The organism is Geobacillus sp. WSUCF-018B (genome assembly GCF_002809985.1).
Taxonomy (GTDB): domain Bacteria; phylum Bacillota; class Bacilli; order Bacillales; family Anoxybacillaceae; genus Geobacillus; species Geobacillus thermophilus.
In genome coordinates this window covers 1-24,542 of sequence record NZ_PIJF01000046.1, presented here as the reverse complement: position 1 = coordinate 24,542, position 24,542 = coordinate 1, and the positions used below count along the sequence as shown (strand labels likewise).

The window sequence follows — 24,542 nt, the reverse complement described above, 5'->3', positions numbered from 1 at the left end:
GATTCTCCTTTCGAATGGCAGGTCGCACTTTCATTCTACAGGAGATCCGCCAGCAAGGGCTATTTTTATGCTTGCTCAAGTTTATCTAGCACCACGGGTAATTCACCATAAAAATGTTATGTAAATGCATACAAAAAAAGAGGCGCCCTCAACTGAAGTTGTCCTCAATCGCCTTGCGAATGAGCGCCGCACACCGGTCCAGCTCCGCTTTCAGTTGGCGTTTGTACAATTTCGCCTTTTCCTGCCCCCCTTCCGCGAAGCGGTAGTACACAACTTCTTGGTACTTCATGCCTTCTTTTTTCTGCTTGACTTGCTTTAAAATGCCGTCTTCAATCAAATCGTGGAGCGCTTTGTACACTTCGGAATGGTTCGGCCGGTAGCCGAACGGTTTAAACTCTTGGCGCAGCACATCAAGCAGCTTCAGTCCATACAACCGTTCTTGTTCCGTTAACGTGATTAAATACAGTTTTAAAAACGCACGTTGTTTTAACAGAAAACCGCTGGGCGTCCGTTTCTCCCCCATCGAGACATCCTCCTCCTTTCTTTCCGTTTCATTTCGCCGCTTCCAAAGCGGATTCCTGCTAGGGTCCGCTTTCTTTTCATTGGATCATGCAGGGAAGGAGCCATCCTTCCCTGTGCGTTCAATAAAAGACGATGGTTTTGTTGCCATGGATGATGACCCGGTCTTCCAAATGCCATTTGAGCGCCCGGGCGAGCACGGTTTTTTCGATCAGGCGGCCGATCCGCTTTAAATCGTCGGGATGGTGGCGATGGTCAACGCGGGCGACGTCTTGCTCGATGATCGGCCCTTCATCCAAATCGTCTGTGACGTAATGGGACGTGGCGCCGATCAGTTTCACTCCGCGCTCATACGCCCGCTCGTATGGCCTGGCGCCGATAAACGCCGGCAGGAACGAGTGGTGGATGTTGATGATCCGCCCCGGAAATTCGGCGACAAACGCCGGCGATAAAATTTGCATGTACCGGGCGAGCACAATCGTGTCGATGCGATAGTCATGAAGCAGGCGGATTTGCCTCGCCTCGGCGTCCGCCTTCGTTTCGCTCGTCACGGGAATGTGCACATACGGGATGCCAAACGGCTCGACCGCATCGCGCAAATCCGGATGGTTGCTGACAACAAGAGCGATATCGGCGATCAGTTCGCCTGCCTGCCATTGCCAAAGAAGTTCAAGCAAGCAGTGCTCCGCTTTTGAGACAAAAATGGCGATCCGCCGAATGTCGTTATGGAGGCGAAGATGCCAATCCATGCCAAACTCAGCGGCGATCGGGGCAAAGGCCGCTTCGATCTGGTCTTTTCGTTCCGCGATGTTCGGGCAGTCAAACTCCAAACGGAGGAAGAACGTACCCCCTTTCGGATCGGTCGAGTATTGGCTCGATTCGACGATATTGGCGCCTTGCTCATACAAGAAGGACGTGACCGCGGCGACAATGCCTGGACGATCCGGACAGGAAATGAGCAGGCGGGCGCGATCTTCATAGCCTTGCAAAAATGATTGCCAGCGATGTTGGCGAAACGTCGTCATGTTGTTCTCTCCCTTTTCTTTCCGTCGTTTGGTTTTCATCATACAAAAAAATCATCCGCTTGCCAACTGCACGGTCCATCTTTTTTGCAAGAAAAGCCGCCTTTGCCCCTGCGGCGGAAGGGGCGATATTCAAAAGAACATCTCCCCTCGAGTAAAATGGCAGTGAAAAAGGGTGTCTCGTTATGTAGGAGACACCCTTTGGCCTGCCCGTGATCAGTCTTTCGTCAAATCGCCGGCCGGGCCGAAAAATTCGTAATGGATGCGTTCTTCCGGCACGCCCCACTCTGCTAAGGCGCGGTAGACCGTTTTCATAAATGGCACCGGGCCGCAGAAATAAAAGTCAGCGTCGCGAGTCGGAATGACCGTTTTCATCCAAGCAAGGTCGATCCGTCCTTCTTTGCCGAAATGCGGATGACGGCGGTCGTCTTCAGACGGCGATTCGTAACAGAGATGGTAGGCAAACGATGGGCGTTTGGCCAATGCCCGCAACTCTTCGTCAAAGGCTTGCACGCGGCCGTTTAGGGCAGCTTGAAGAAACGTCACCGGACGATTCGGCTGACGGATGGCCAATGTATTCGCCATGCTTAAAAGCGGAGTGACCCCAACGCCGCCGCTGATCAGCACAACCGGCGTTTCGTGTGTCAAGTCGAGCGTAAAGTCGCCGGCTGGAGCGCTTAACTCGACGACATCGCCTTCGTGAATGTGGTCATGCAAATAGTTCGACACGATGCCGGCCGGTTTTTCCGCTGTTGCTGCTTCCCGTTTGACACTGATGCGGTAATACCCTTTGCCGGGGGCGTCCGATAAGCTGTATTGGCGAATGTGCGTATACGTTTCACCAGGGATGTCCAGTTTTACGCTCACGTATTGACCTGGTAAATAGTCGCTGATGGCGTCGCCGTCTTCCGGCTCGAAATAAAACGACGTGATGATGTCGCTTTCCTTCACCTTTTTTGTGACGACAAAGCGGCGGAAACCGCGCCAGCCGCCGTGTTTGGCCGCTGCTTCCTCGTAGAGTTCCTTCTCGACTTGAATGAAAACAGCGGCAATGGCTTCGTATGCTTCCGCCCACGCGGCAATGACTTCATCCGTGGCGGCGTCGCCAAGCACGTCTTTGATCGCGAGCAACAAATGTTTTCCGACGATCGGATATTGTTCCGGCTGGATGCCTAAGCTCCGGTGTTTATGGCCGATTTGCCGCACGACCGGCAAAATGGCGTCCAATTGATCGATATAGCGCGCTGCCGCGTACACGGCTGCCGCCAAGGCGCGTTGCTGCCGCCCTTGTTTTTGGTTGGCATGGTTAAACACATTCAGCAGCTCCGGATGATTGGAAAACATGAGTTCATAAAACCGTTTCGTAATCTGTTCCCCGTGCTTCTCTAATACCGGCACGGTCGATTTGACGATTTCGATCGTTTTCGGATGTAAAGTTGTGATCGTAGTCATTGTTCCATCCCCTCACAAAACATGTATTTCAAATACATCTTTTATTCAAACATGGACGGCAACAAAAAGCAATATTTCAAATACATCTTTAACAAATTGTTCACAATTCCCCGTGCGAAGCGGGTATGGTACAATAAAATTCGATCATGTTGCATAAAAGGTTGTGGACGAAGATGCAGTTAACCAACTACACGGAATACGCGTTGCGCGTCCTCTTGTTTTTAGGGACGCTTGAGGAAGGAGAAAAAACGAACATTAAGGAAATTTCCACTGCGTTTTCGCTGTCTGAGCATCATTTAAGCAAAATTGTCCATGAGCTCGGCAAGCTTGGCTACATCGAAACGATCCGCGGACGCAACGGCGGGATTCGCCTGGCGAAACGGCCGGAGGAGATTGTCATCGGTGCGGTCGTTCGCGAGACGGAAGACAATTTGTCGCTTGTGGAGTGCTTCGCCGCTCACGGTAATGAATGCGTGCTGACGCCTTCATGCCGGCTCCGTTTTGCGCTTCGCGAGGCGTTAGAAGCGTTTTTGCGTGTGCTCGATGCGTATACGCTCGCTGATTTGCTTGAAAACCGTACGTCGCTTCGTGCTTTGCTTGGGGAGCGGCGCAATCGATAAACACTCTCCGTCCGAATGGCGGGGAGTGTTATTTTGTCTGTTGACAGGCACACTATAAGCAAGCATCGCCGCATGAAGGGAGACGGAACGATGGAATCATACGATGTCGTGGTCGTCGCCCGCCGTCTCAGTTTATGATGGAAACGAAAGGAGGAGGAAAAGATGCGAAAACGATGGATGATGCCGCTTGCCGCCATTTGCGCGTTAGCGGTCAGCCTTTGTGCCGGCTGCGGCGGCCAAGACGAGGAGCGGCCGGAAAAACGCAACCAGTCGTCGAACATGGGCGGCGGGATGAACACGTCCGGCACCGGCCGGCAAACCCCTTTGTTTGCCACCGCGAGCATAATATATTAAGATTAGAAAGGTGTGAGAAAAAACTGCAAAACCAAAGGAGGTAACAATGAAACAGCAAGGAAACGCTTTACCCCCTTACTTGCATATGGACAACGGAGAGCTTTGGCTCACCGAAGATGACCGCGACAATTTGAAAATTAGCTACCGGATCAAAGAGGTGATCTTTGCCGAGCCATCCGAGTATCAGCATGTCATGATTTTGGATTCGTATGATTTTGGCCGCATGCTCGTACTGGACGGCGTCGTGCAAACGACCTCGATTGACGGCCATATTTATAATGAGATGATTTCGCACGTGCCGCTTCAGTTTCATCCGGAAGCCAAACGGGCGCTGATCATCGGCGGGGGAGACTGCGGGGCAGCCAGAGAAACGGCTAAGTATGCCCGCCTCGAGGCGATCGAGATGGTGGAAATTGATGAGAAGGTCGTCCGGGCGTGCAAAGAACATTTGCCGGCCGTCTCCGGCAATTTGTCCGACCCGCGCGTCCACTTCATTTATGGCGACGGTGTCGCCTTTGTGCGCGGAAAGGAACGCGAGTACGACGTCATCATGATCGACTCCTCCGACCCGGTCGGCCCGGCTGAGGCGCTGTTTTCACCGGAGTTTTATGCCAACGTGCACCGGGCATTAAAAGAGGACGGGCTCATGGTGTGCCAAAGCCAGTCGCCCATTTTCCATCTCGATATTTTGAAGCGGACATACCGCAACATTCGCGAATTGTTCCCGCATGTGCTCGTGTACACGGCGGTTGTGCCGACGTACCCGGGCGGATTGTGGAGCTTTACAATCGGCTCGAAACGGCCGCTTGAGCTGCCGAAGCAAACAGCGATTCCCGAAGATACAAAATACGTCAATGACGCCGTATTCCGCCAATGCTTCGCGTTGCCTTCCTTTTTGCGCGCTGCGCTGGAGGCAGAGAACGAAAACACGGGAAAATGACCGTTAAAAAACCGCTGTCCCTCGCATTTAGGGACAGCGGTTTCGATTTGTCTGGAAAACACACGTTGAATGTTCTTGAGTCAACCTGCATTGGTTGGCTGCTTAGGCGTCAGCTTTTGCGCGCGTTCGACTGCCGGCAAGCGCCCGCTTGGCGAGCCACGCGATCGTCAAGTCGTCAGCCGGCGGGTTATGGAGTCCGGCGCGCACGTCTCGGTAATAGCGCCCAAGCGGACTATCAGCATACAAACTTTGTCCCCCGACGATGCGCATCGCCCAATCGACAACCTCGAGCGCGGTATTCGTCGCAATGAACTTGGCGGTTGCCAATTCCTCTTTCATTTCATGACGTTTGTCAGGGTATCGATCCCATAAATCGGCGATGCTATACAGAAAATGACGGGCGTGAACGAGGCGCCACTCCATCTCGGCGATTTTCCGCTGCACCTCCGGCGTCGAGGCGATCGGCTGCGACAACGTGTTCGGTTGGTACGTTTGGGCAAAGCGGAGCGCCTCATTGCGGGCGGCGATGGCGATCCCTAAGTAGCATGCCGGAACATGCAAAAGCCATCCTTGTGCCGGTGCTGCACCGACCGGTTTCTCCAGCATCTCCACGAGCGCTTCCGGTTCAACCTCGACGCCATCAAGGATGAGGTCATCGCTGCGCGTCGCCTTCATGCCGAGCGTGTGCCATGTCGGCTCAATGCGAAGCCCCGGGGTTTTCATCGGGACAAGAAATTCGCCGACCTCGCCGCTGCTGTCAATCGTGGCGGAAATTAGCACGTAATCGAGTGCCGGCGCCAATGACGCAAACGCTTTTCGCCCATGAAGCACCCAGCGGCCGTTGCGGAAACAAGCGGTTGTTGTTGGTTTTCCCCCGCGCGCCGGGCTGCCGGTTGCCCGTTCAGAATGGGCGCTGTTTATCAACACATGGCGTTCCGTGATCTCGCTGGCCAGGCGGATGAGCACCGCTTCCGGCCAGCGGCGCAGCAAATACAGGCGCATGACAATGCTTAAATGCCAACCGAGTGACAAGGCGGTGGCGCCGTCGCCTTGGGCCAGCGTCTCTTGCACGAGCACGAGCTCGTACAGCGAGGCCCCGCCGCCTCCGTATTCGGCCGGGACGGTCAACGACAGAAATCCGGCTTCTTTTAACAGAGCGAAGTTGGCAAACGGAAACTCGGCCCGCTCATCATAATGCGCCGCGCGGGCGGCAAACTGTTCGGCGAGGCGCCATGCCCGGCGGTGAAGCTCTTCTTCCCGTTCGGTCCGCACAAGCAGATGGTACAATTCGTTCATCGTTCTCCCCTTCTTTTTTCCAGGATGCCTCTATTGTACCGGTTTTGCATTGATGAGGAAATGAAAATGCATTACAACAGAAAGAAATGGCGGACATACCGGTCATCGTGGCGATGGACAAACTCGTTTTTCGCCGCATCGTATACATACTCCTCTTGCCAGCGGGCGCCATGGCGGGCGATTTGGCGGACGGCATGAAGGATCGTATACACTTCTTCATTCGTCATCGTCGGATGAAGCGACACGCGCACCCAGCCCGGTTTTGCCAACAAGTTGCCGCTTTTGACTTCGTTGAGCAAGGCGGCGGACTGCTCTTGATCGATGCCAAGCAAATAATGGCCGTACGGCCCGGCGCATGAACAACCGCCGCGCGCTTGGATGCCGAAACGATCATTGAGCAACTTGACGATGATGTTGTAGTGCAGCCCGTCGATGACAAACGAAATGATGCCAAGCCGGTCATCCCGATGCCCTTCCAGCACCCGGACGCCGGGAATGTCTTTTAACGCCGGCAATAGGAGCGATACGAGCTCCTGTTCGCGGGCGCGCATTCGTTTTATGTTCATTTGCTCTTTCAGCTGGATGGCGAGCGCTGCTTTGATCGTTTGCCAAAACGGCGGCGTTCCCCCGTCTTCCCGCTCTTCGATTGCCTCTACGTATTCGTAATGCCCCCACGGGTCGGTCCAATACACCGTTCCGCCTCCTGGATGGTCAGGCGCCTTTTGGTCATACAGCCGGCTGTCAAAGAGAAGCACTCCTGCGCTTCCCGGTCCGCCAAGAAATTTGTGCGGCGAAAAATAAATGGCATCCAGCTGTTCCATCGGGTCATCCGGGTGCATATCGATGCGCACATACGGGGCGGAAGCGGCAAAGTCGACGAAGCAAAGCCCGCCATATTCATGCATCAGTTTCGCCAAGGCATGATACGGCGTTTCGATCCCAGTTACGTTCGAGCAGGCGGTGAATGCGCCGATCTTTTGCGGCCGATCGCGGTAGCGCTCGAGCAGCTCGCGCAAATGGTCAAGATCGACATCCCCGTTTTGGGTCGGCCGAATCGTCACGACTTCAGCGATCGTTTCCGCCCACGGCAGCAGATTCGTGTGGTGTTCCATATGGGTGACGAACACGACCGGGCGCTCGTCATCCGCCAGCACCAAGCGCCGTTTCCACCGCTCCGGCACGCGCAAGCCAAGCAGGCGCTGCAGCTTGTTGACAGCCCCGGTTGCCCCCGCCCCTTGCATGATCAAAACATCGCTTTTTTTGGCATGGACGTGTTGTTTGATGAGTTCTTTCGCATAGCGATACGCAAGCGTCATTTTCGTCCCGGTCACGTTCGACTCAGTATGGGTGTTGCCGACGAACGGGCCGAGTTCACGGGCCATTTTCTCCTCAATCGGGCGATACAGCCGTCCGCTTGCCGTCCAGTCGGCGTAAAGAAGCCGCTGCTCGCCAAACGGGGTGGAAAACGGATGAAAGCGGCCGATCGTTCCGTCGCGAAACGGCTGAAAATACGTCTCGAGCTCACCGCGGCACGTATACGTCGCATGGCCAATCGTCGCCCGAATCATCATCACTGCTCCCCCTTTCCGCAATCAGCCTATTCTCAATACAGAGTATGTATCCTTTTGACGATTGGTCCAGAAAAAACAACAATCCGCCGGGTGGGCGGATCGTTCAAACAATCTAAAGAGGATTATACATTTTTGGGCGGGTTGCACGGCGCGGCTTGTTCAGTGGAAACAAGGTACTCCGCCAGCCGCGCCCGCAGCTCGTCCGGGAGCGGTTCGCTTGTTTGGGTATGGAAGTTAAAATGGACGACGACCGCCTCTCCGAGGGCAATGAGCGTACCTGTTTCCTCCTCGACGATGCGATGGATGCATTGAAAGCTTTTGTTGCCAATGCGGGAGACATTCGTTTCCACCCGCAACCGCCGCCCGAAAAACGCTTGGCGAATAAAGTCGCACTTCGTAGACGCCAAAACAAAGTGCCATTCGTCCGTCCGTCCGCCGTAGCTCAGCTCATCGAACAAACGGGTGCGCGCTTCTTCCAAATAAATAAAATAGCTGATGTTGCTTAAATGTCCGAGCGCGTCTGTTTCACAAAAACGCGGATTGACCGTAATCGTGTGCGTTTTCATTCGTGTTCCCTCTCCCCTTTTTGACGGCAGACACAGCAGTGTGTCTGCCAACTAGTCAGTATGTTGTTTTTATCATAGCTTGATTCGCTTATGGATGCAACTGTTTTTTGATATTTGATGATTTAGAACATAGTTTAGATAGAGGTGGGGAGCAGGGAGAGCGAAGCGTTCGCTTCTCCTCACCCGGCCCAAAGCGGAAGCAGCACGTACCCGGCAAGCGACAGCCCGGCGCCAATCAAGGAAATGCGCAGTTTGTATTTCGCATAGTTCATCAAGTCCATATCCATGATGGCGGCTGTCGTGATGGTCGTATCGCCAAGCGGCGAGGCAAACGCGCCGAACGTTCCGCTCGCAAACACCGCGCCGACCGTCATCTCAAGCGGCGCTCCAGTCGCGTGCGCGAGCGTGACGCCAAGCGGCATGAAAATGCCCCATGTCCCCCACGAGGACCCGATAAAATACGCCAAAAACGATCCGGCCAAAAACACTGCCGCGGGCACAAACGTCCCGGGAAGCCATGTCCCAAACGTCGAAGCCACGTAAGCGGTAAAGCCGAGCTCCCCCGCCACCGCGGAGACGGCCCAAACGAGAACGAGCATGCCGATCGGCGCCATCAACTCGTTGCCCCCCGCGAAAAAGTGGTAAATCAACTCCGACAGCGACTGCCTGCGCCATACATAAAACCCCATCGAGAGAAGAAGGGTCACAAACAGCGCCAACAGCATCGCCCATGTTGCATCCGCTTGCGAAAACGCTTCTAGCCAGCCGTGCGCCCCGCGCCGCCGACCATCATAGGCAAAAAAAGCGAACGTCAGCCCGAGCAGCAACGCCAGCGGGACAAAAAGGTGAAGCGGCTCTCCTGTGACAAGGGACAATTCTTTGCGCAGCCCGAGGCCGTGCAGTTCGTTTGTTTTCTCCTCTCCTTTTTTCGCCCGCGTCTTGCCGATGCGGATGTTCAGCATCGTCGTCAGCAGCCCGATTATCAGCGCGATAATGGCAAACAGATTGTACGGCAAGCTGCGCAAAAAAACGCCATACGCCGGTTCATGAATATCGTTTTGCGCCAGCGCCGCCGCTACAACAGACGTCATAAAGCCGACAAACGCCGTTGCCGCCGGCAGAAGCACGATGATCGGTTCAGTGGACACATCGATGATGTACGCCATCCGGCGCCGGTCGATGCGAAACTGGCGAAGCACCGCCTTCATCACCGGACCGAGGAGCATAATGCGGAACATCGGCATAAAAAACGTCACCGGCACCGTCAACCAAACGAACAACAAAAGCCTGCGCTTCGTGCGGATGCGCCCAGAAAGCTTCTCGACAAACCCTTTGATCCCACCGGTGATTTGCATCATGCCGACAAGCGAGCCGAACAAGTACAAAAACGCCGCCACCTTCATGTGTTCAACATCGCTGAGCGAATGAACAATGGCGGACAGCGCCCGCTCGATGCCGCCGACAAGCGACCGCTCAAGGCAAAACGCCCCGACAAGCAGCCCGGCTATAAGACCGGGCAAAATTTCTTTCAGCCAAATGGCGAGCGGAATGATCAAAAGAAAAGGCAATAGCGACCACCATGTTCCTTCCACACCGGCATCCCCCTTTGCGATCTTGCTGTTAACAAGGATAGCCATAATGCTGTTTGTTTATGATTTTGTTGATTATTTAGAACATAGTTTTGTTTATTAAATGACCATCGGACGCCATAAAAAAACGCCGCGGCCCAAAGGCGCAGCGCCATGCGATTCGATTCGTGGCCCAAGCCGCCGCCGTCATTTCCGGCGGGCAAAGTCGACAAACCGGAACTTATCGAGCCGATGCCGCGATTCAGTGTATTGAAACAACGTCGCGTCGCTTAAATACACATAGTTTCTCACGACAACGACGCGGTCATCGCCATGCAAATCCAAACAACGACGATCTTCTTCCGTTGCTTCGTCGACCGACATTTCCTTTTTCGCAAAGCTGATCGGCAAATGCAACTTGGTTTCCAAATACTCGTAAATCGAATCCTCGCAAATGTCTTTCGTCAAGGATGGAACGTACTTTTTTAAGAAAAAATCTTTATCTAAAATGATCCGCTCCCCGCCGATTTCGCGGACGCGCACCACTTTCCAGACGTCGTCTTTGCTTGAGGCGCGCAACTGCTGCTTAAGCTCGCTGTCCGGCTTTATGAGGGCCAACTCATGGACGATCGTCCGCACCGGTTGCTTCATCGTCTGCGCCAGCTCTTTAAAGCTGACGAGCCCCGACACCGGGAAATCGTACTTGCCAACATCAAGGACGATCGACCCTTTGCCTTTCATCTTTTGGATATAGCCGTGTTCAGACAACAAATTGAGCGCTTTGCGAATCGTCTCGCGCGATGTCCCGTAGCGGACGGCGAGTTCGTTTTCCGACGGCAGTTTGTCGTACGCCCGCCACTCCCCGCGGCGGATGCGGGAAACGAGATCATGATAAATGGCTAAATATTTGTTTTCATGCATGATCATCACCGTCTGTATTGTATCACGGACGGAGCAAAAGATAAACGACTGATTCGTACGGACGCAGGTCGATGCGGCGAAAATCGTCCGGTGAATCCGGATAGTTGGACAGCAGCCGCTCTCCCTTCCAACCGTCCATTTCCGCTTCTTTTGGCAGCACGAACGTCGTTTTGACCGGATAAAAGTTGTTGACGACAAGCAGCTTCTCCTTCTCCCCATGGCGCATGTAAGCGAAAATGTGCGGATCGTCCTCCAAAAGCAGTTCGTAGCGCCCAGTTGTGATGATGTCGTATTGCTTGCGCAGTGAAATTAACCGCTTATAATGGTAAAAAATTGAATCGGGATCGGCAAGCGCCTGTTTCACATTAATGCGCCGGTAATTGTCCGCGACGCGAATCCACGGCGTACCAGATGTGAAGCCGGCATGAGCGCTGTCATCCCATTGCATCGGTGTGCGCGAATTGTCGCGCGACTTCCGCTGCAAAATGTCCAACACCTCTTGCTCACTTTTGCCTTGTTCAAGCAAAATCCGGTACATATTGAGCGACTCGACGTCGCGGTAATCGCGGATATCGGTGAATTTCGGATCCGTCATGCCGATTTCTTCGCCTTGGTAAATGTATGGCGTCCCTTGCATCAGATGGATGGCCGTCGCTAGCATTTTCGCCGACTCTTTCCAATACGTCCCGTCATCGCCGTAGCGCGAGACGATGCGCGGTTGATCATGGTTGCACCAAAAGAGCGCATTCCATCCCCCGCCTTCGTGCATTCGCACTTGCCACTCCGACAAAATGCGTTTTAACGCGAGAAAATCAAACGGAGCGACGGCCCATTTTTCCCCATTCGGATAATCGACTTTCAAGTGATGGAAGTTAAACGTCATATTGAGCTCCCGGTTTTCCGGGTTTGTGTAACGGATGCAGTGGTCGATCGTCGTCGACGACATTTCCCCGACGGTCATCACATCGTATTTCGAGAATACTTCGCGGTTCATTTCTTGCAAAAATTCGTGGATGCGCGGCCCGTCCGTATAAAAGCGGCGCCCATCCCCCGGCGGAATCGATCCGTCATCGTCCGGAAAGCGCTGGTCTTTGGACAGCAAATTGATGACATCCAACCGGAAGCCATCCACGCCTTTTTTCAGCCAAAAATGCATCATGTCATAAATACGGCGGCGTAGCTCTTCGTTTTCCCAATTCAAATCGGCTTGCGTCACATCGAACAAATGCAAATAATATTGTCCGGTTTGTTCATCATACTCCCACGCCGAACCGCCGAATTTCGACTGCCAGTTGTTCGGGGCGCTGCCGTCCGGCTTCGGGTCGCGCCAAATGTAAAACTGGCGGTACGGGTTCGTTTTCGATGCGCTCGCCTGTTTGAACCATTCATGTTCGGTTGACGTGTGGTTGACGACCATATCCATGACGAGCTTCATCCCGCGCGCATGCACCTCATCGAGCAGGCGGTCAAAGTCAGCCATCGTCCCGTATGCATGATGGATGGCGAAATAATCGCTGATGTCATAGCCGTTGTCGCGCTGCGGCGACGCATAAATCGGCGTCAGCCAAATCACGTCAACGCCAAGTTCTTTCAAATAATCGAGCTTTTCGATGATTCCGGGTAAATCGCCGATGCCATCTCCGTTCGTATCCCGGAAGCTTTTCGGATAAATTTGATACACCACTGCTTTTTTCCACCATGGAGTTGTCGACATGTTGATTCACCTCGTCCATTCGCTTACACAATCCGTCAATCGCGGCGCGAAAAAGATAGAAAAAGATGGAGGATGAAAAACATACCATTGGCGTTGGCTTCCAATGGTATATGTCTGATTGATGATTTAGCACATTGTTTTTTTGTCTCAGTAAATCGATCGGTCAATGGGCAGCTTTGCGCACTTTGCCGAACAGAAAGGTGAGCACGAACGGCACGGCAATGGCAATCGCCATTCCGATAAAGAACGGCGTCCACTTTTGCGGTACGATCGACAAGAAACCCGGCAGGCCGCCGACACCGATTGACGGAGCGATGACTTTATTGAGCGTAATAAACATGCCGGCGATCGCCGCTCCGGTCATCGCTGCGATAAACGGGAAACGAAAGCGCAAGTTGACCCCGAACATCGCCGGTTCCGTGATGCCTAAATACGCGGAAACAGCCGACGTAAACGACAATCCGCGCAGCTTTTCGTCTTTGGCGACGAACATCATCGCTAATGCCGCAGAGCCCTGGGCGATGTTCGACATGACCAAAATCGGCCATAGGAACGTGCCGCCTGTGCTGGCGATCAGCTGCAAGTCAACCGGCAAGAACGTATGGTGCATCCCAGTGACGACAAGCGGCGCATAGAGCGCTCCGTACAACAAGCCGCCAATGGCTGGAACGTTGTCAAAAATCGCGACAAACAAATTCGTAATCGCGTTTCCGATCGCAAACGTGACTGGCCCGATGGCAATGAACGCCAAAAATCCTGTCACAAGCAGCGCAAGCGGCGCGACAAGCAACAGCTGAAACGCATCCGGAATGCGCTTGCGCAAAAACAGCTCAAGCTTCGCCAGCACGTAGGAAGCCACCAACACCGGCAGCACTTGCCCTTGGTAGCCGACTTTTTGCACTTCAAAGCCGAACAAGTTCCAAACCGGAATCTCTCCTTTTTCTTTCGCCGCTCCCCAGCCCCAAGCGTTGAGCAAATCCGGGTGGACGAGCATCAAGCCAAGGACAATCCCCAAGAGCGGGCTGCCGCCGAATTTCGTCACCGCCGACCAACCGATCAAGCCCGGCAGAAAGACGAATGCCGTATTGGCGATCAAGTTGATCATGTTCGCCAAATCGGCCCATTCTTTGTGCACCTCGACAAACGATTTCCCTTCGTAAAAAATGCCTGGGCCTGTCAAGACGTTGTTAATCCCCATTAACAAACCGGCCGTGACGATCGCCGGCAAAATCGGGATGAAAATGTCAGCCAGCGTCTTAATGGCGCGCTGCAGCGGATTGAGCTTCGCTTCGGCCGCATCCTTAATTTCCTGCTTTGTCGCCCGGCCGATGCCCGTCAGCTCGACAAGGTCGTTGTACACCTTGTCGACAAGTCCTTGGCCGATGACAACTTGGAACTGGCCATTGGCCGAAAACGAACCTTTGACGACATCGATGCGCTCGAGCGCCTCTTTATCGACTTTTCCTTCGTCCTTAAGCGCAAACCGAAGCCGGGTCACACAATGCGTGGCGGCAACGATGTTCTCCTTGCCGCCGATGGCTTCAACAATTTGCGCAGCTTCCTTTGTATAAGCCCCCATACGAAATTCCTCCCTTTCTTTCAACCCCCGATTGTGTTGAATCGCTTTCAGCAATCGGTTACAAAAAACTTGTATATACAACCTGACTTTATTCTATCCTGTATATACAAGTTCGTCAACGGTTTTTGGATCAAAAACGAGCAATTTCGACAAGAATTGTATATTTGTTTTCTAACTTTCACTTCTTTTGTTATGTTTTGTCAAACAGCAGGAAAATAAACGGCCGAGCGGGAAAATAAAACATAGCAATCATGAATGTAATCAAGAAAGGATGGACGATAACCATGAAAACATACACACTCCGCGAAGCAGCGAAAAAAATCGGGACGACCGCCCGCGACTTGAAACAGTGGGAAAAGCAATTCGCTCAATGGATCACCGTTCCCCGCACCAGCCAAGGGGCGCGCATTTATACCGACGAGCTGATCCATCGATTTCGTCAAATCCGTATGTTGCTCGAGGAAGGCCGCCATCCGCGCGAAATCGCGGATCTCATCACCCAGATGAACGGGCGGCCCGCCGATCCACCTGCTCCGGTGGAACCCGATGTGATGGAAGGGGAAATTATTGACGTGCCCCGTTTGTTGCGCCATGGGGCCCCGTACATAGCAGAACAGCTCGTCGCCCGCGTAAAAGACGAGCTCGTCGACGCCGTCAAGCGCGAGGCAGCCGACACCATCCAACAGGCGATGAGGGAGGTCAAAGGGCAGCTCGACCACCTCGGCGAGCAGACGAGCGCTGCGGCGGAAACCGTGCGCCGCTCCCTTCAAGACTACCAAGAAGCGTGGCAGCAAAAAACCGAGCAGCTGCACGAACATTTGGAAACGGTCGTCGCCTTTTGCCACGAAGAAAAAGCGAGGCAAGAACAGGAGCGAAAACAGCTCGAACAGCGCATTATCGAGCGGGAAAAAGCTTTCCGGGAACTGGTGCTTTCCTTTCGGCAAACAGCAGCCAACACCAACGCCGGCCGCTCCCGGACGAACAAATGGTGGAAGTTTTGGTAATTCCCGAATGGAAAGGCCGCAATCGAAAAAGGGGCTCCATGAAAAGGAGCGCCCTTTTTCGTTCCCTATTTTGTTGATCAATCTCCAACATGGGCTTGGCGGCAAACAAGCGTTGGTTTGAAAGCGCGGGGCTTTCGCCCGCGGTTTTCCGCCCTCAAACAACGCGCGCCGACCGGCAGGCACATCCGAACAGTCCGCCCTCATCCTTCTTCTCCTTTGCCAATCCCCTTCGCCGGTTCTTTCCAGACGTCCACCACTGCTCCCGCTTCATCCGTATCGATGACAAACGAGCCGGTGGCGTAGCGGTCCGACAAGCGAAGCGACGCAGTCTCCACCATCTCCGTCGCCCCTTTTTCCGTCCGCAGCCCGACCGTCCCCTCGCTCTCGCCGACCAAAACCGCTCCGGCCACGCAGTGCGGGTTTGATTTCACTTCGCGCACGATTCGCACACCCCGCTTGGCGCGCGAGGATGGCTCAAACTCGCCTAGCGCCATTTTTTTCACCGCCCCGCGCTGCGTCGCGACAACGAGAAAACCGCGGTCTTCAGGGCGAAGCGGGCAGGCGGCGGCGACAAAGTCTCCTTCTTTTAGTTGAATCCCTTTCACCCCGGCAGCGCGCACGCCGACCAGGCTGATTTCTTCTTCGGCAAACAAAAGTGCATAGCCATCATGCGTCGCCAGCCAAAGGAGGCCGCGGCCGTCCGTCGCATAGACGGCGGCGACCTCATCATCGTCTTTCACATGGACCGCAACAAGCGGGCGCGTGTAGCGCTGCACTTGGTATTGGGAAAGCTCGGTCCGTTTCACCATCCCTTGCCTCGTGACGAAGACGAGCTGTTCGTCCGTCTCAAACGAGGAAACAGGGACAGCGGCGATGAGCTCATCGTCGCGTTCCAGCGGAATCAAGCTTGAAATATGCTGGCCGACCTCTTTCCAGCGGATGTCCGGCAGCGTATGAACCGGGCAATACAAATAATAGCCGCGGCGGGTGAACAGCAAGAGCACATCGGTCGTATTCATCTCGAGCTGGGCGAGCAGACGGTCGGTCTCCTTCATGCCGATGTCCTGACCGTTCGATGCGCTGTACGAACGGTAGCTCGTTCGTTTCACGTATCCTTCCTTTGTCACGGTCACGATCACATCTTCAGCCGGAATGAGCGCTTCAACGTTCACTTTCAGCTCTTCGATCTCCTCTTCAATCGCCGTCCGCCGCTCGTCAGCATATTGCTTTTTCATGGCCTTCAATTCTTTTTTAATGACCGACAACAGCTTGTTCTCATCGGCCAACACCGCGCTCAGCTCGGCGATCGTTTTGTCGAGCTCTTCCGCTTCCTGCCGAAGCGCGGCGATATCGGTGTTTGTCAGCCGGTAAAGCTGAAGCGTCACGATCGCTTCCGCTTGCGCCTCGGTGAACCCGTAGCCCGCCATCAGCCGATCTTTCGCATCGCGCTTGTCACTCGACGCCCGAATCGTCGCGATCACCTCATCCAAAATCGAGAGCGCTTTGATCAACCCGTCGACAATATGCTTCCGCTCGTTCGCTTTTTTGAGCTCAAAATGCGAACGGTTCGTGACGACGTCCTTCCGGTGGGCGATGTAGGCATCCAACAGCTCCGGCAAGCTCATCAGCTTCGGCCGGCGTTCATGGATCGCCACCATGTTGAAGCTGTATGGCACTTGCAAATCGGTGTTTTTGTATAAATAGTTAAGGATCGCCTCGGCATCGGCGTCTTTTTTCAGCTCGATGACGATCGACAGCCCGTTCCGGTCCGTTTCATCGCGGACGTCAGCAATGCCGTCGAGCTTTTTGTCCAAACGAAGCTCGTCAATTTTTTTCACCAAATTCGCCTTGTTCACTTCATACGGCAACTCCGTGATGACAATCTGCTTTTTCCCGCCTCTCGCCTGCTCGATGGCGGCTTTGGCGCGGATGATGATTTTCCCGCGGCCGGTCTCATACGCCTTGCGGATGCCGTCTTTCCCCTGGATGATGCCGCCGGTCGGAAAATCAGGGCCGGGAAGGACGGTCATCAGCTCGTCAACCGTGCAATCCGGCCGGTCAATCCGCATCAGGACAGCATCGATCACCTCGCCGAGCGCATGCGGCGGAATGTCGGTCGCATAGCCGGCCGAAATCCCGGTCGAGCCATTCACCAACAAGTTCGGAAACATCGCCGGCAAGACGGTCGGCTCCTCCGTCGTATCGTCAAAGTTCGGCACAAACGCGACCGTTTGCTTGTCAATGTCGCGCAATAACTCAGCGGCGATCGCCGACAAGCGCGCTTCCGTGTAGCGCATCGCCGCCGGCGGGTCGCCGTCGAGGCTGCCGTTGTTGCCATGCATTTCAATCAGCACGTTGCGCAGCTTCCACTCTTGGCTCATCCGCACCATCGCCTCGTACACTGACGAGTCGCCATGCGGATGAAAATTGCCGATCACGTTCCCAACCGTTTTCGCCGCCTTACGAAACGGTTTATCGGCCGTGTTGCCATCGATGTACATCGCATACAAAATGCGGCGCTGCACGGGCTTCAGCCCGTCGCGCGCATCGGGCAGCGCCCGGTCTTGGATGATGTATTTGCTGTAGCGGCCGAAGCGGTCGCCAAGCACGTCTTCTAACGGCAATTCCAACAATCGCTCTGCCATCATACCTCTCCTTTCCTACAAGACATCGGCGCAATCATGGCGGCGTCTTTTCGCACCGCCATCAGCCGATCCACCCTGGCTCTTCCTCAAGCCCAAAGGCAACATGCGTTTCAATCCATTTGCGGCGCGGCTCGACTTTATCGCCCATCAGTGTCGTCACCCGCCGCTCGGCGCGAGCCGCATCTTCAATGCGCACGCGGATCAACGTGCGCGTTTCCGGATTCATCGTCGTTTCCCACAATTGATCGGCGTTCATTTCGCCAAGCCCTTTGTAGCGCTGAATCGTATAGCCGCGGCCCATTCGTTTCGTGATTTCCCGCAATTGCTCATCTGTCCATGCGTATTCGATGACTTCCTTTTTGCCGCTTTTTTTGCTGATTTTATAAAGCGGCGGCAAGGCGATGTACACTTTTCCCGCTTCAATGAGCGGACGCATGTAGCGGTAAAAAAACGTCAAAAGCAGCACTTGAATATGGGCGCCGTCCGTGTCGGCGTCGGTCATAATGATCACTTTGTCGTAGTTGACATCATCGAGCGAAAAATCAGCGCCGACGCCGCCGCCGATGGCGTGGATGATCGTATTGATTTCCTCGTTTTTCAAAATATCGCCAAGCTTCGCCTTTTCCGTGTTGATGACTTTCCCGCGCAGCGGAAGGACCGCCTGGAAGCGGCGGTCGCGCCCTTGTTTCGCCGAACCGCCCGCCGAATCGCCTTCGACCAAATACAGCTCGTTTTTTTGCGGATTGCGCCCTTGCGCCGGCGTCAGCTTGCCGCTTAACAGCGCCTCTTTCCCTTTCCGCTTTTTGCCGCTTCTCGCCTCTTCGCGCGCTTTGCGGGCCGCTTCACGCGCCTGATAGGCCCGAATCGCTTTCTTAATGAGCATCGCGCTTACGTCCGGGTTTTCTTGCAGAAAGTACATGAGCTGCTCGGACACCACCGCATCGACGGCCGAACGCGCTTCGCTCGTTCCGAGCTTTCCTTTCGTCTGCCCTTCAAACTGAAGCAAGTGCTCTGGGATGCGCACCGAAACGACCGCGGACAATCCTTCGCGAATATCCGTTCCTTCTAAATTTTTATCCTTTTCCTTAAGCAAGCCGACGCGGCGGGCGTATTCGTTAAAGACGCGCGTCATCGCCGTTTTCGCCCCGGCTTCATGCGTCCCGCCGTCTTTTGTGCGCACGTTGTTGACAAACGACAGCACGTTTTCCGAATAACCGTCATGAAACTGGAACGCAAACTCGACTTCAATGCCGTTTTGCTCGCCAGCAAAATACACAACCGGGTGGAGCACATCTTTCTCCTCATTCAAATAGGCGACAAACGCTTCAATTCCGTTTTCGTAGTGGAACACCTCGCGCATGCCGGTCCGTTCGTCAACGAGTTCGATTTTCAACCCTTTCAGCAAAAACGCCGATTCGCGTAGCCGTTCACTCAATGTTTCATAATCGAAGACCGTCGTGCTGAAAATCGTTGGGTCCGGCTTAAATTGAATGATGGTTCCGGTTTTGTTCGTTGTGCCGATTTTCTCTAGCGTCGTCACCGGTTTGCCTCCATGCTCAAACCGCTGCCGGTACATGAAGCCGTCGCGATGAATCGTGACGACCAGCCATTCCGACAAAGCGTTGACAACCGAAGCCCCGACTCCGTGCAGGCCGCCGCTCGTTTTATAGCCGCCTTGGCCGAATTTGCCGCCGGCATGAAGCACGGTCAAAATGACTTCCGGCGTCGGCTTGCCAAGCTTATGCATCCCAACCGGCATGCCGCGCCCTTCATCAAGGACGGTGATGCTGTTGTCTTTATGTATTTGCACCAAAATGTAATTTCCATATCCGGCCAACGCTTCATCGACCGAGTTGTCGACGATTTCATAAACAAGATGATGCAACCCGCGGCTGTCGGTGCTGCCGATGTACATCCCCGGACGCTTCCTCACCGCCTCAAGCCCTTCTAACACTTGAATGGCATCTTCGTTATAGTCATGTATCGCTTGCTTTGCCACAAGCCCACCCCTTTCTGCCAAAACAAGAACATCTGTTTCTGTTTTATTGTATCATAAAATGACCAGCTGTCCATTGTCTTTTGACACCGCTTGACAAAATCGGACAACGGCGCCTGAAAAACGAAAGGACCATCTTAGAGAAGATGGCCGTTTCGTCAATGGCGCGCTTCGCCTGTTACGGGCGTTTTGTAAGCGCATGTTCTACTTTAATGCAGCGATCCATAATCACCGTATAGCCTTTTTCCTTTAAAAACGCGTATGCTTCTTCATTGACGACGCCAAGCTGCGCCCAAAATACGTCCGCATCGATTTGCACAAACTCGCGGGCGAGCTCCGGCAAATGTTCGGAACGGCGAAACACATCGACGATATCGACATGTCCTTCGATATCCGTCAGTTTGTCGACCGCTGGAATGCCTTCCCATTCCTCGATCATCGGATTAACCGGAATGATTTCGTATCCGGCGTCTTTCATCGCCTTCGCCACCATATACGACTCGCGCTCGGGATTGTTGGACAAGCCGACAACGGCAATCCGCTTCGCCTTGCGCAAAATGTCGCCGATTTCTTCCCGGCTTGGGTTGACAATGGGCATCGGGTTCTCTCCTTCCTTCCCTCTTTGGTTTTGCAGTACTTGTTTCGCGATCGAGAAAGAAAAATCCTTCTATGAGACAGAAAATGGTTTAGCCCTTTTTAACATTGTGCAACAAACGCTAAAACTTTCCCGAACGAAAAATCGAGTAAAGCAGCCAACCAAAAAGAAAAGCGGACACACCTAATCCGATTTCAACAGCAGGAATTTTCCATAGCAGCATCGACTGCCGTCCGAACGATGAAGCGATCATCATGCCAGCCATGACGATGCTCCACGAAAGAAGAACGATGCTAAACGACAGCCGGTTCGTAATCTGATCGAGCTTCTTTAGCAGCGTTTCCAAATCAGGCGCCGTGATTTCCAATCGAAGCTTGCCATGCCGCATCATTTTCGTCCATTCCTTTACGCTGTCCGGCAAGCGAAGCAGCCATTCACCGTAGTCGAAAATCCGTTTCCACGCCGTTTCCGCTACACGGTCAGGCCGAAGACGCTCTTTCATCAGCTTTCTCCCAAACGGTTCGGCCACATCCATGATGCGAAACTGCGGGTCAAGCGTCTCCACGACCCCTTCGACCGTCAACAGCGCTTTCCCTAACAGCGTCAAATCGCTTGGGATGCGAATGCCATGGCGAAATGCCACCGAAAGCAAATCCTCGACGGCTTCCCCAAGACTGATCTCACCGAGCGGGACGCGGTAGTATTTCTCCCGCAACTCGTCAATATCATCGCGCAATTTTCCTTCATCGACTCCGTCAGGAACAATTCCTAAACCGTAAATCGCACCCAACACCCCATCCGTGTTTTGCCGCATTAAGGCGATGATGAGTGAAGAAAGATGATGTTTGACATGAGGTCGAAGGCGGCCCATCAAGCCAAAGTCAATGAAGGAAAGCGTTCCATCGTCAAGAACAAATACATTGCCAGGATGAGGGTCGCCATGAAAAAATCCATGCTCAAACATTTGTTGAAAGGTTGCTTCAGCCAAACGCTCGGCGATCGTTTTTAAGGAGTGGCCGTTCGCTTTCAACCGCTCGATCTCCCCGAGTTTGATCCCTTCGACATATTCCATCGTGAGCACTGTTTTCGTCGTATAATCCCAAAACACCTTCGGGACATACACCGACGAATCGCCGGCAAACTGCCGTGCAAACCGTTCCGCATGGCGCGCCTCGACTGTATAATCCAGCTCCTGCCGTAATGAACGCGCCAGTTCATCGACAATCTCAGACAATTGGTAGGTTGCCGCCCAATCGAGACGGCGTTCCGCCAGCACGGCCAAATCTTGCAAAATTTCCAGATCCGTCTCCACCCGCGCAGCGATGTGCGGGCGCTGCACTTTCACCGCCACGGCCTGTCCGGAAGGAAGAACCGCCCGGTGCACTTGTCCAAGCGAAGCGGCAGCGAGCGGCATTTCCTCAAATGAACGAAAGAGTGTTTCCAGCGAACTTCCAAACTCCGCTTCGACAATCCGGCGGACATCGGCAAACGGAAACGGCGGAACTTGGTCTTGCAGCTTTTCGAGCTCACTGATGATCGGAGCGGGAATCAAATCCGGCCGTGTGCTAGCAATTTGCCCGAGCTTCACGAACGTCGGGCCGAGCTCCTCGAGCACAAGGCGGAGCCGCTCCCCAACCGTTTTTCCTTCCTTTTTCCCTTGCTCCGCTCTCCATCGCGGCGGCAACGAAAGAAACGACGAAAAGCCGAGCTCATCGACGATCATCCCAAACCCGTGTCGAAGCAAGGCGGCGGCGATTTCGTGGTACCTTCCGATATGGCGCACCCGTTTCCCGATCATCCGATCATCTCCCTTAGAGCGTCAAACAGCAGTCAAAAAAGCCCGTTACTCTCCGCTTTGTTCCTTTTCTTCAAGACGGCGGATTCGCTCCTCGAGCTGCCGCACGTCTTCTTTCGTCGCCAAGTCGAGTTTATCGATCACCTGCTTGATTTGCTCGCGTACAAGCCGCTGCACTTCCGTTTTCCGCGCTTCGGTTTGCTGCTTCCATTGATCGATCACTTCCTTCGATTCGTCAAGCGACAATTCCCCTTTTTTGACTAACTCGTCAATGATTTTTTCCACTTGTTCTTTGCTGGCGATCGCAAGCCCAAGCCCGAACGCCAATCCTTTTTTCAAAATGCTCATTCTGTTTTCCTCCTTTCCTCCTTTCCTTTATAGTACCATTATTTGGCGGGGCATGTCGAGCAAGCGGCCAAAGAGGAAAATGCGGAAGGTGTTTTCCGTTCGAACCTAGCGTTGCATATCCCGCTTCTCGATAAGGAATCCTATCGATGGGCTATCCATTCGTGCAAGGAGGGAGTTCCCATGGCAGAGGAACAACTGCACTACGGAGAAGACTATCGTTTCATACCTGCGACGTCAGCAGCGAGCGGCCTCGGAGTCAGCGTGCTGCCCGATTTGTACTGCCATACGATCCAAATCGTGAACATTTGTCTTGTCGGCCGCCCGGACGACCGCGCGTTTGTATTAGTCGACGCTGGCATGCCGGGATCAGCCGATGACATTGTTTCAGTCGTGGAAGACCGCTTTGGCAGCGGCAGCCGCCCGCAAGCCATTGTTTTAACCCACGGCCATTTTGACCACGTTGGAGCGATTGTTGAGCTTGTCAAGCATTGGAATGTCCCGGTGTATGCCCATCCGGCTGAACTGCCGTATTTGACTGGAAAGGCGAGCTATCCTGAACCTGACGCTTCCGTCGAGGGCGGCTTCATCGCCAAAATATCACCGTTTTTCCCAAATGAACCGATTCAACTGGGCGATCGCGTTCATCCGCTGCCAGAGGACGGCACCGTTCCGCACTTGCCGGAGTTCCGCTGGATCCACACACCGGGGCACACGCCAGGCCACATTTCGTTATTTCGGCCGCGCGACGCCGCTTTAATCGCCGGCGACGCGTTCGTCACCGTCCGCCAAGATTCACTGTATAAAGTGTTGACCCAGCAAATCGAAATCAGCGGCCCGCCGCGCTATTATACCATCGATTGGCGCGCCGCCCGCGAGTCGGTGCGCAAATTGGCCGCACTCTTCCCATCGGTCGCTGTCACGGGACACGGCGCCCCAGTAGCAGGAGAGGAATTGCGTGATGGGCTGACGAAGCTCGCTCGTGATTTTGACCGCATCGCTGTCCCAGATTATGGAAAGTACGTCCATTAACGGAACGATTCCACCCGCACTTACGATTGGAAACGAAAGACTTCCCAGTTTGAAATGATCAGCAGCAGGCCGTTGCTAAGAAAAAAAGCTGACCCAAAACGCATTCGCGTTTTGGGTCAGCCTCATTGTCATAAAAAAATGGGCCTAAGTGGACTTGAACCACCGACCTCACGCTTATCAGGCGTGCGCTCTAACCAGCTGAGCTATAGGCCCGCTTATAAGAAATAAAAATGGAGGGGGACGGATTCGAACCGCCGAACCCAAAGGGAGCGGATTTACAGTCCGCCGCGTTTAGCCACTTCGCTACCCCTCCGTAATCGTGATGCCGACTGCAGGACTCGAACCCGCAACCTACTGATTACGATTCAGTTGCTCTACCAATTGAGCTAAGTCGGCATGATAGAAGTAGACCGTGACTCCTTGGCTTCTGTTGTGTCCCTTCCTCTCCCAGCCAATTCGAAGACGCTGGATGCGTCGGGACAACTCGAAGCCGACTCGACGAAGCAGGTGCTCGTCTCTACCAATTGAGCTAAGTCAATATTTATGGCATTTATGGCGGAGGAGGAGGGATTCGAACCCCCGCGGGCTGTGACACCCCTATCGGTTTTCGAAACCGACCCCTTCAGCCAGACTTGGGTACTCCTCCATAGCTGTTTGGAGCGATGCGGTCGAGAGGACTTGAACCTCCACGGGGTTGCCCCCACTAGGCCCTCAACCTAGCGCGTCTGCCATTCCGCCACGACCGCATACAATGGAGCGTAGGGGATTTGAACCCCTGACCTCTTCGCTGCCAGCGAAGCGTTCTCCCCCTGAACTAACGCCCCATGATGGTGGAGTATACTGGGATCGAACCAGTGACCCCCACGCTGTCAACGTGGTGCTCTCCCGCTGAGCTAATACTCCACGTTCTTTGCCTAGCAGCGACCTACTCTTGCAGGGGCGCTGGCCCCAACTACCATCGGCGCTGGAGGGCTTAACTTCCGTGTTCGGGATGGGAACGGGTGTTTC

The 24,542-nt window shown here is 54.1% G+C and carries 21 protein-coding genes, 7 tRNA genes and 1 rRNA gene; 5 read left to right on the top strand and 24 right to left on the bottom strand.

What is annotated here, in order from left to right; translation table 11 throughout:
• Positions 1-148 precede the first annotated feature (148 nt).
• The 4 genes from CV944_RS13050 to hmpA all read right to left on the bottom strand — a co-directional run bounded on the left by CV944_RS13050 (position 149) and on the right by hmpA (position 2,993).
• Positions 149-523 carry a replication termination protein gene (locus CV944_RS13050; protein ID WP_033010930.1) on the bottom strand — a complete coding sequence of 125 codons (375 nt, stop codon included), beginning with the start codon at positions 521-523 and terminating at the stop codon, positions 149-151.
• Positions 524-641: 118 nt separating this feature from the next.
• Positions 642-1,544 carry a formyltetrahydrofolate deformylase gene (gene purU, locus CV944_RS13045; RefSeq protein ID WP_033010928.1) on the bottom strand — a complete coding sequence of 301 codons (903 nt, stop codon included), beginning with the start codon at positions 1,542-1,544 and terminating at the stop codon, positions 642-644.
• Complete coding sequence (locus tag CV944_RS17170; protein WP_044742841.1) at positions 1,495-1,677, bottom strand: hypothetical protein; 183 nt, start codon at positions 1,675-1,677, stop codon at positions 1,495-1,497. Before CV944_RS17170 ends, purU begins: the two co-directional genes overlap by 50 nt.
• 80 nt (positions 1,678-1,757) lie before the next feature.
• A complete protein-coding gene (gene hmpA / locus CV944_RS13040; RefSeq protein ID WP_100664308.1) occupies positions 1,758-2,993 on the bottom strand; it encodes an NO-inducible flavohemoprotein in 1,236 nt (411 codons plus the stop codon).
• A 173-nt stretch (positions 2,994-3,166) separates the two neighbouring features.
• Between hmpA and nsrR the strand changes: the two genes are divergently transcribed.
• From nsrR to speE, 3 genes are all read left to right on the top strand, one after another.
• Positions 3,167-3,613: a nitric oxide-sensing transcriptional repressor NsrR gene (gene nsrR, locus CV944_RS13035; protein ID WP_100664307.1), complete on the top strand. Its 447-nt coding sequence runs from the start codon at positions 3,167-3,169 to the stop codon at positions 3,611-3,613.
• A 162-nt stretch (positions 3,614-3,775) separates the two neighbouring features.
• Positions 3,776-3,967, top strand: coding sequence for a hypothetical protein (locus tag CV944_RS13030; RefSeq protein WP_047818397.1), 192 nt, complete (start codon positions 3,776-3,778; stop codon positions 3,965-3,967).
• 46 nt (positions 3,968-4,013) lie between these two features.
• Entirely contained in the window at positions 4,014-4,907 is an 894-nt protein-coding gene (speE, locus tag CV944_RS13025) for a polyamine aminopropyltransferase (RefSeq protein WP_100664306.1), read from the top strand.
• 102 nt (positions 4,908-5,009) lie between these two features.
• On the opposite strand, the gene CV944_RS13020 is transcribed toward speE, so the two are convergent.
• The 7 genes from CV944_RS13020 to treP form a co-directional block, all read right to left on the bottom strand.
• On the bottom strand, positions 5,010-6,203 hold the full coding sequence (locus CV944_RS13020) for an acyl-CoA dehydrogenase family protein (RefSeq protein ID WP_033010924.1): 1,194 nt from the start codon (positions 6,201-6,203) through the stop codon (positions 5,010-5,012).
• 71 nt (positions 6,204-6,274) lie between these two features.
• A complete protein-coding gene (locus CV944_RS13015) occupies positions 6,275-7,774 on the bottom strand; it encodes an aminotransferase class V-fold PLP-dependent enzyme (protein WP_100659816.1) in 1,500 nt (499 codons plus the stop codon).
• A 122-nt stretch (positions 7,775-7,896) separates the two neighbouring features.
• Complete coding sequence (locus CV944_RS13010) at positions 7,897-8,340, bottom strand: acyl-CoA thioesterase (RefSeq protein ID WP_100659815.1); 444 nt, start codon at positions 8,338-8,340, stop codon at positions 7,897-7,899.
• Between the two features lie 179 nt (positions 8,341-8,519).
• Positions 8,520-9,932 (bottom strand): Na+/H+ antiporter NhaC family protein, encoded by a 1,413-nt coding sequence (locus CV944_RS13005; protein WP_100659814.1) that lies wholly within the window; start codon positions 9,930-9,932, stop codon positions 8,520-8,522.
• A 183-nt stretch (positions 9,933-10,115) separates the two neighbouring features.
• A complete protein-coding gene (gene treR / locus CV944_RS13000) occupies positions 10,116-10,829 on the bottom strand; it encodes a trehalose operon repressor (RefSeq protein ID WP_047818401.1) in 714 nt (237 codons plus the stop codon).
• Positions 10,830-10,851: 22 nt separating this feature from the next.
• Positions 10,852-12,543, bottom strand: coding sequence for an alpha,alpha-phosphotrehalase (gene treC / locus CV944_RS12995; protein ID WP_100659813.1), 1,692 nt, complete (start codon positions 12,541-12,543; stop codon positions 10,852-10,854).
• Between the two features lie 163 nt (positions 12,544-12,706).
• Complete coding sequence (treP, locus tag CV944_RS12990; RefSeq protein ID WP_100659821.1) at positions 12,707-14,122, bottom strand: PTS system trehalose-specific EIIBC component; 1,416 nt, start codon at positions 14,120-14,122, stop codon at positions 12,707-12,709.
• Between the two features lie 284 nt (positions 14,123-14,406).
• Here treP and CV944_RS12985 point away from each other — a divergent pair, with 284 nt between their 5' ends.
• Positions 14,407-15,126, top strand: coding sequence for a MerR family transcriptional regulator (locus CV944_RS12985; RefSeq protein WP_033010912.1), 720 nt, complete (start codon positions 14,407-14,409; stop codon positions 15,124-15,126).
• Between the two features lie 200 nt (positions 15,127-15,326).
• Here the strand turns inward: CV944_RS12985 and parC are convergent, their stop codons facing one another.
• From parC to CV944_RS12960, 5 genes are all read right to left on the bottom strand, one after another.
• Positions 15,327-17,771: a DNA topoisomerase IV subunit A gene (gene parC, locus CV944_RS12980; protein ID WP_100659812.1), complete on the bottom strand. Its 2,445-nt coding sequence runs from the start codon at positions 17,769-17,771 to the stop codon at positions 15,327-15,329.
• A 61-nt stretch (positions 17,772-17,832) separates the two neighbouring features.
• Positions 17,833-19,770 (bottom strand): DNA topoisomerase IV subunit B, encoded by a 1,938-nt coding sequence (parE, locus tag CV944_RS12975; RefSeq protein ID WP_061580965.1) that lies wholly within the window; start codon positions 19,768-19,770, stop codon positions 17,833-17,835.
• Positions 19,771-19,945: 175 nt separating this feature from the next.
• Positions 19,946-20,365 carry a CoA-binding protein gene (locus tag CV944_RS12970; protein WP_033010909.1) on the bottom strand — a complete coding sequence of 140 codons (420 nt, stop codon included), beginning with the start codon at positions 20,363-20,365 and terminating at the stop codon, positions 19,946-19,948.
• A gap of 118 nt (positions 20,366-20,483) precedes the next feature.
• A complete protein-coding gene (locus CV944_RS12965) occupies positions 20,484-22,160 on the bottom strand; it encodes an ABC1 kinase family protein (RefSeq protein WP_100659811.1) in 1,677 nt (558 codons plus the stop codon).
• 45 nt (positions 22,161-22,205) lie between these two features.
• Positions 22,206-22,505 (bottom strand): phasin family protein, encoded by a 300-nt coding sequence (locus CV944_RS12960; protein ID WP_100659810.1) that lies wholly within the window; start codon positions 22,503-22,505, stop codon positions 22,206-22,208.
• A gap of 180 nt (positions 22,506-22,685) precedes the next feature.
• Between CV944_RS12960 and CV944_RS12955 the strand changes: the two genes are divergently transcribed.
• A complete protein-coding gene (locus CV944_RS12955) occupies positions 22,686-23,534 on the top strand; it encodes an MBL fold metallo-hydrolase (protein WP_100659809.1) in 849 nt (282 codons plus the stop codon).
• Between the two features lie 139 nt (positions 23,535-23,673).
• Here CV944_RS12955 and CV944_RS12950 read toward each other — a convergent pair.
• The 8 genes from CV944_RS12950 to rrf form a co-directional block, all read right to left on the bottom strand.
• A tRNA-Ile gene (locus CV944_RS12950) sits at positions 23,674-23,747 on the bottom strand.
• Positions 23,748-23,765: 18 nt separating this feature from the next.
• A tRNA-Tyr gene (locus CV944_RS12945) sits at positions 23,766-23,847 on the bottom strand.
• Between the two features lie 10 nt (positions 23,848-23,857).
• Positions 23,858-23,930 (bottom strand) — tRNA-Thr (locus tag CV944_RS12940).
• 157 nt (positions 23,931-24,087) lie between these two features.
• Positions 24,088-24,180: transfer RNA gene (locus tag CV944_RS12935), tRNA-Ser, on the bottom strand.
• Positions 24,181-24,197: 17 nt separating this feature from the next.
• Positions 24,198-24,280 (bottom strand) — tRNA-Leu (locus tag CV944_RS12930).
• A 6-nt stretch (positions 24,281-24,286) separates the two neighbouring features.
• Positions 24,287-24,358: transfer RNA gene (locus CV944_RS12925), tRNA-Ala, on the bottom strand.
• Positions 24,359-24,362: 4 nt separating this feature from the next.
• A tRNA-Val gene (locus tag CV944_RS12920) sits at positions 24,363-24,437 on the bottom strand.
• Positions 24,438-24,446: 9 nt separating this feature from the next.
• Positions 24,447-24,542, bottom strand: a 5S ribosomal RNA gene (rrf, locus tag CV944_RS12915); the annotation flags it as partial.

Excerpts from the sequence above, each read along its gene's own strand:
- CV944_RS13050 (WP_033010930.1), bottom strand. The coding sequence starts at position 523 with ATGGGGGAGAAACGGACGCCCAGCGGTTTTCTGTTAAAACAACGTGCG.
- purU (WP_033010928.1), bottom strand. The coding sequence starts at position 1,544 with ATGACGACGTTTCGCCAACATCGCTGGCAATCATTTTTGCAAGGCTAT.
- hmpA (WP_100664308.1), bottom strand. The coding sequence starts at position 2,993 with ATGACTACGATCACAACTTTACATCCGAAAACGATCGAAATCGTCAAA.
- nsrR (WP_100664307.1), top strand. The coding sequence starts at position 3,167 with ATGCAGTTAACCAACTACACGGAATACGCGTTGCGCGTCCTCTTGTTT.
- CV944_RS13030 (WP_047818397.1), top strand. The coding sequence starts at position 3,776 with ATGCGAAAACGATGGATGATGCCGCTTGCCGCCATTTGCGCGTTAGCG.
- speE (WP_100664306.1), top strand. The coding sequence starts at position 4,014 with ATGAAACAGCAAGGAAACGCTTTACCCCCTTACTTGCATATGGACAAC.
- CV944_RS13020 (WP_033010924.1), bottom strand. The coding sequence starts at position 6,203 with ATGAACGAATTGTACCATCTGCTTGTGCGGACCGAACGGGAAGAAGAG.
- CV944_RS13015 (WP_100659816.1), bottom strand. The coding sequence starts at position 7,774 with ATGATGATTCGGGCGACGATTGGCCATGCGACGTATACGTGCCGCGGT.
- CV944_RS13010 (WP_100659815.1), bottom strand. The coding sequence starts at position 8,340 with ATGAAAACGCACACGATTACGGTCAATCCGCGTTTTTGTGAAACAGAC.
- treR (WP_047818401.1), bottom strand. The coding sequence starts at position 10,829 with ATGCATGAAAACAAATATTTAGCCATTTATCATGATCTCGTTTCCCGC.
- treC (WP_100659813.1), bottom strand. The coding sequence starts at position 12,543 with ATGTCGACAACTCCATGGTGGAAAAAAGCAGTGGTGTATCAAATTTAT.
- treP (WP_100659821.1), bottom strand. The coding sequence starts at position 14,122 with ATGGGGGCTTATACAAAGGAAGCTGCGCAAATTGTTGAAGCCATCGGC.
- CV944_RS12985 (WP_033010912.1), top strand. The coding sequence starts at position 14,407 with ATGAAAACATACACACTCCGCGAAGCAGCGAAAAAAATCGGGACGACC.
- parC (WP_100659812.1), bottom strand. The coding sequence starts at position 17,771 with ATGGCAGAGCGATTGTTGGAATTGCCGTTAGAAGACGTGCTTGGCGAC.
- CV944_RS12970 (WP_033010909.1), bottom strand. The coding sequence starts at position 20,365 with ATGCCCATTGTCAACCCAAGCCGGGAAGAAATCGGCGACATTTTGCGC.
- CV944_RS12965 (WP_100659811.1), bottom strand. The coding sequence starts at position 22,160 with ATGATCGGGAAACGGGTGCGCCATATCGGAAGGTACCACGAAATCGCC.
- CV944_RS12960 (WP_100659810.1), bottom strand. The coding sequence starts at position 22,505 with ATGAGCATTTTGAAAAAAGGATTGGCGTTCGGGCTTGGGCTTGCGATC.
- CV944_RS12955 (WP_100659809.1), top strand. The coding sequence starts at position 22,686 with ATGGCAGAGGAACAACTGCACTACGGAGAAGACTATCGTTTCATACCT.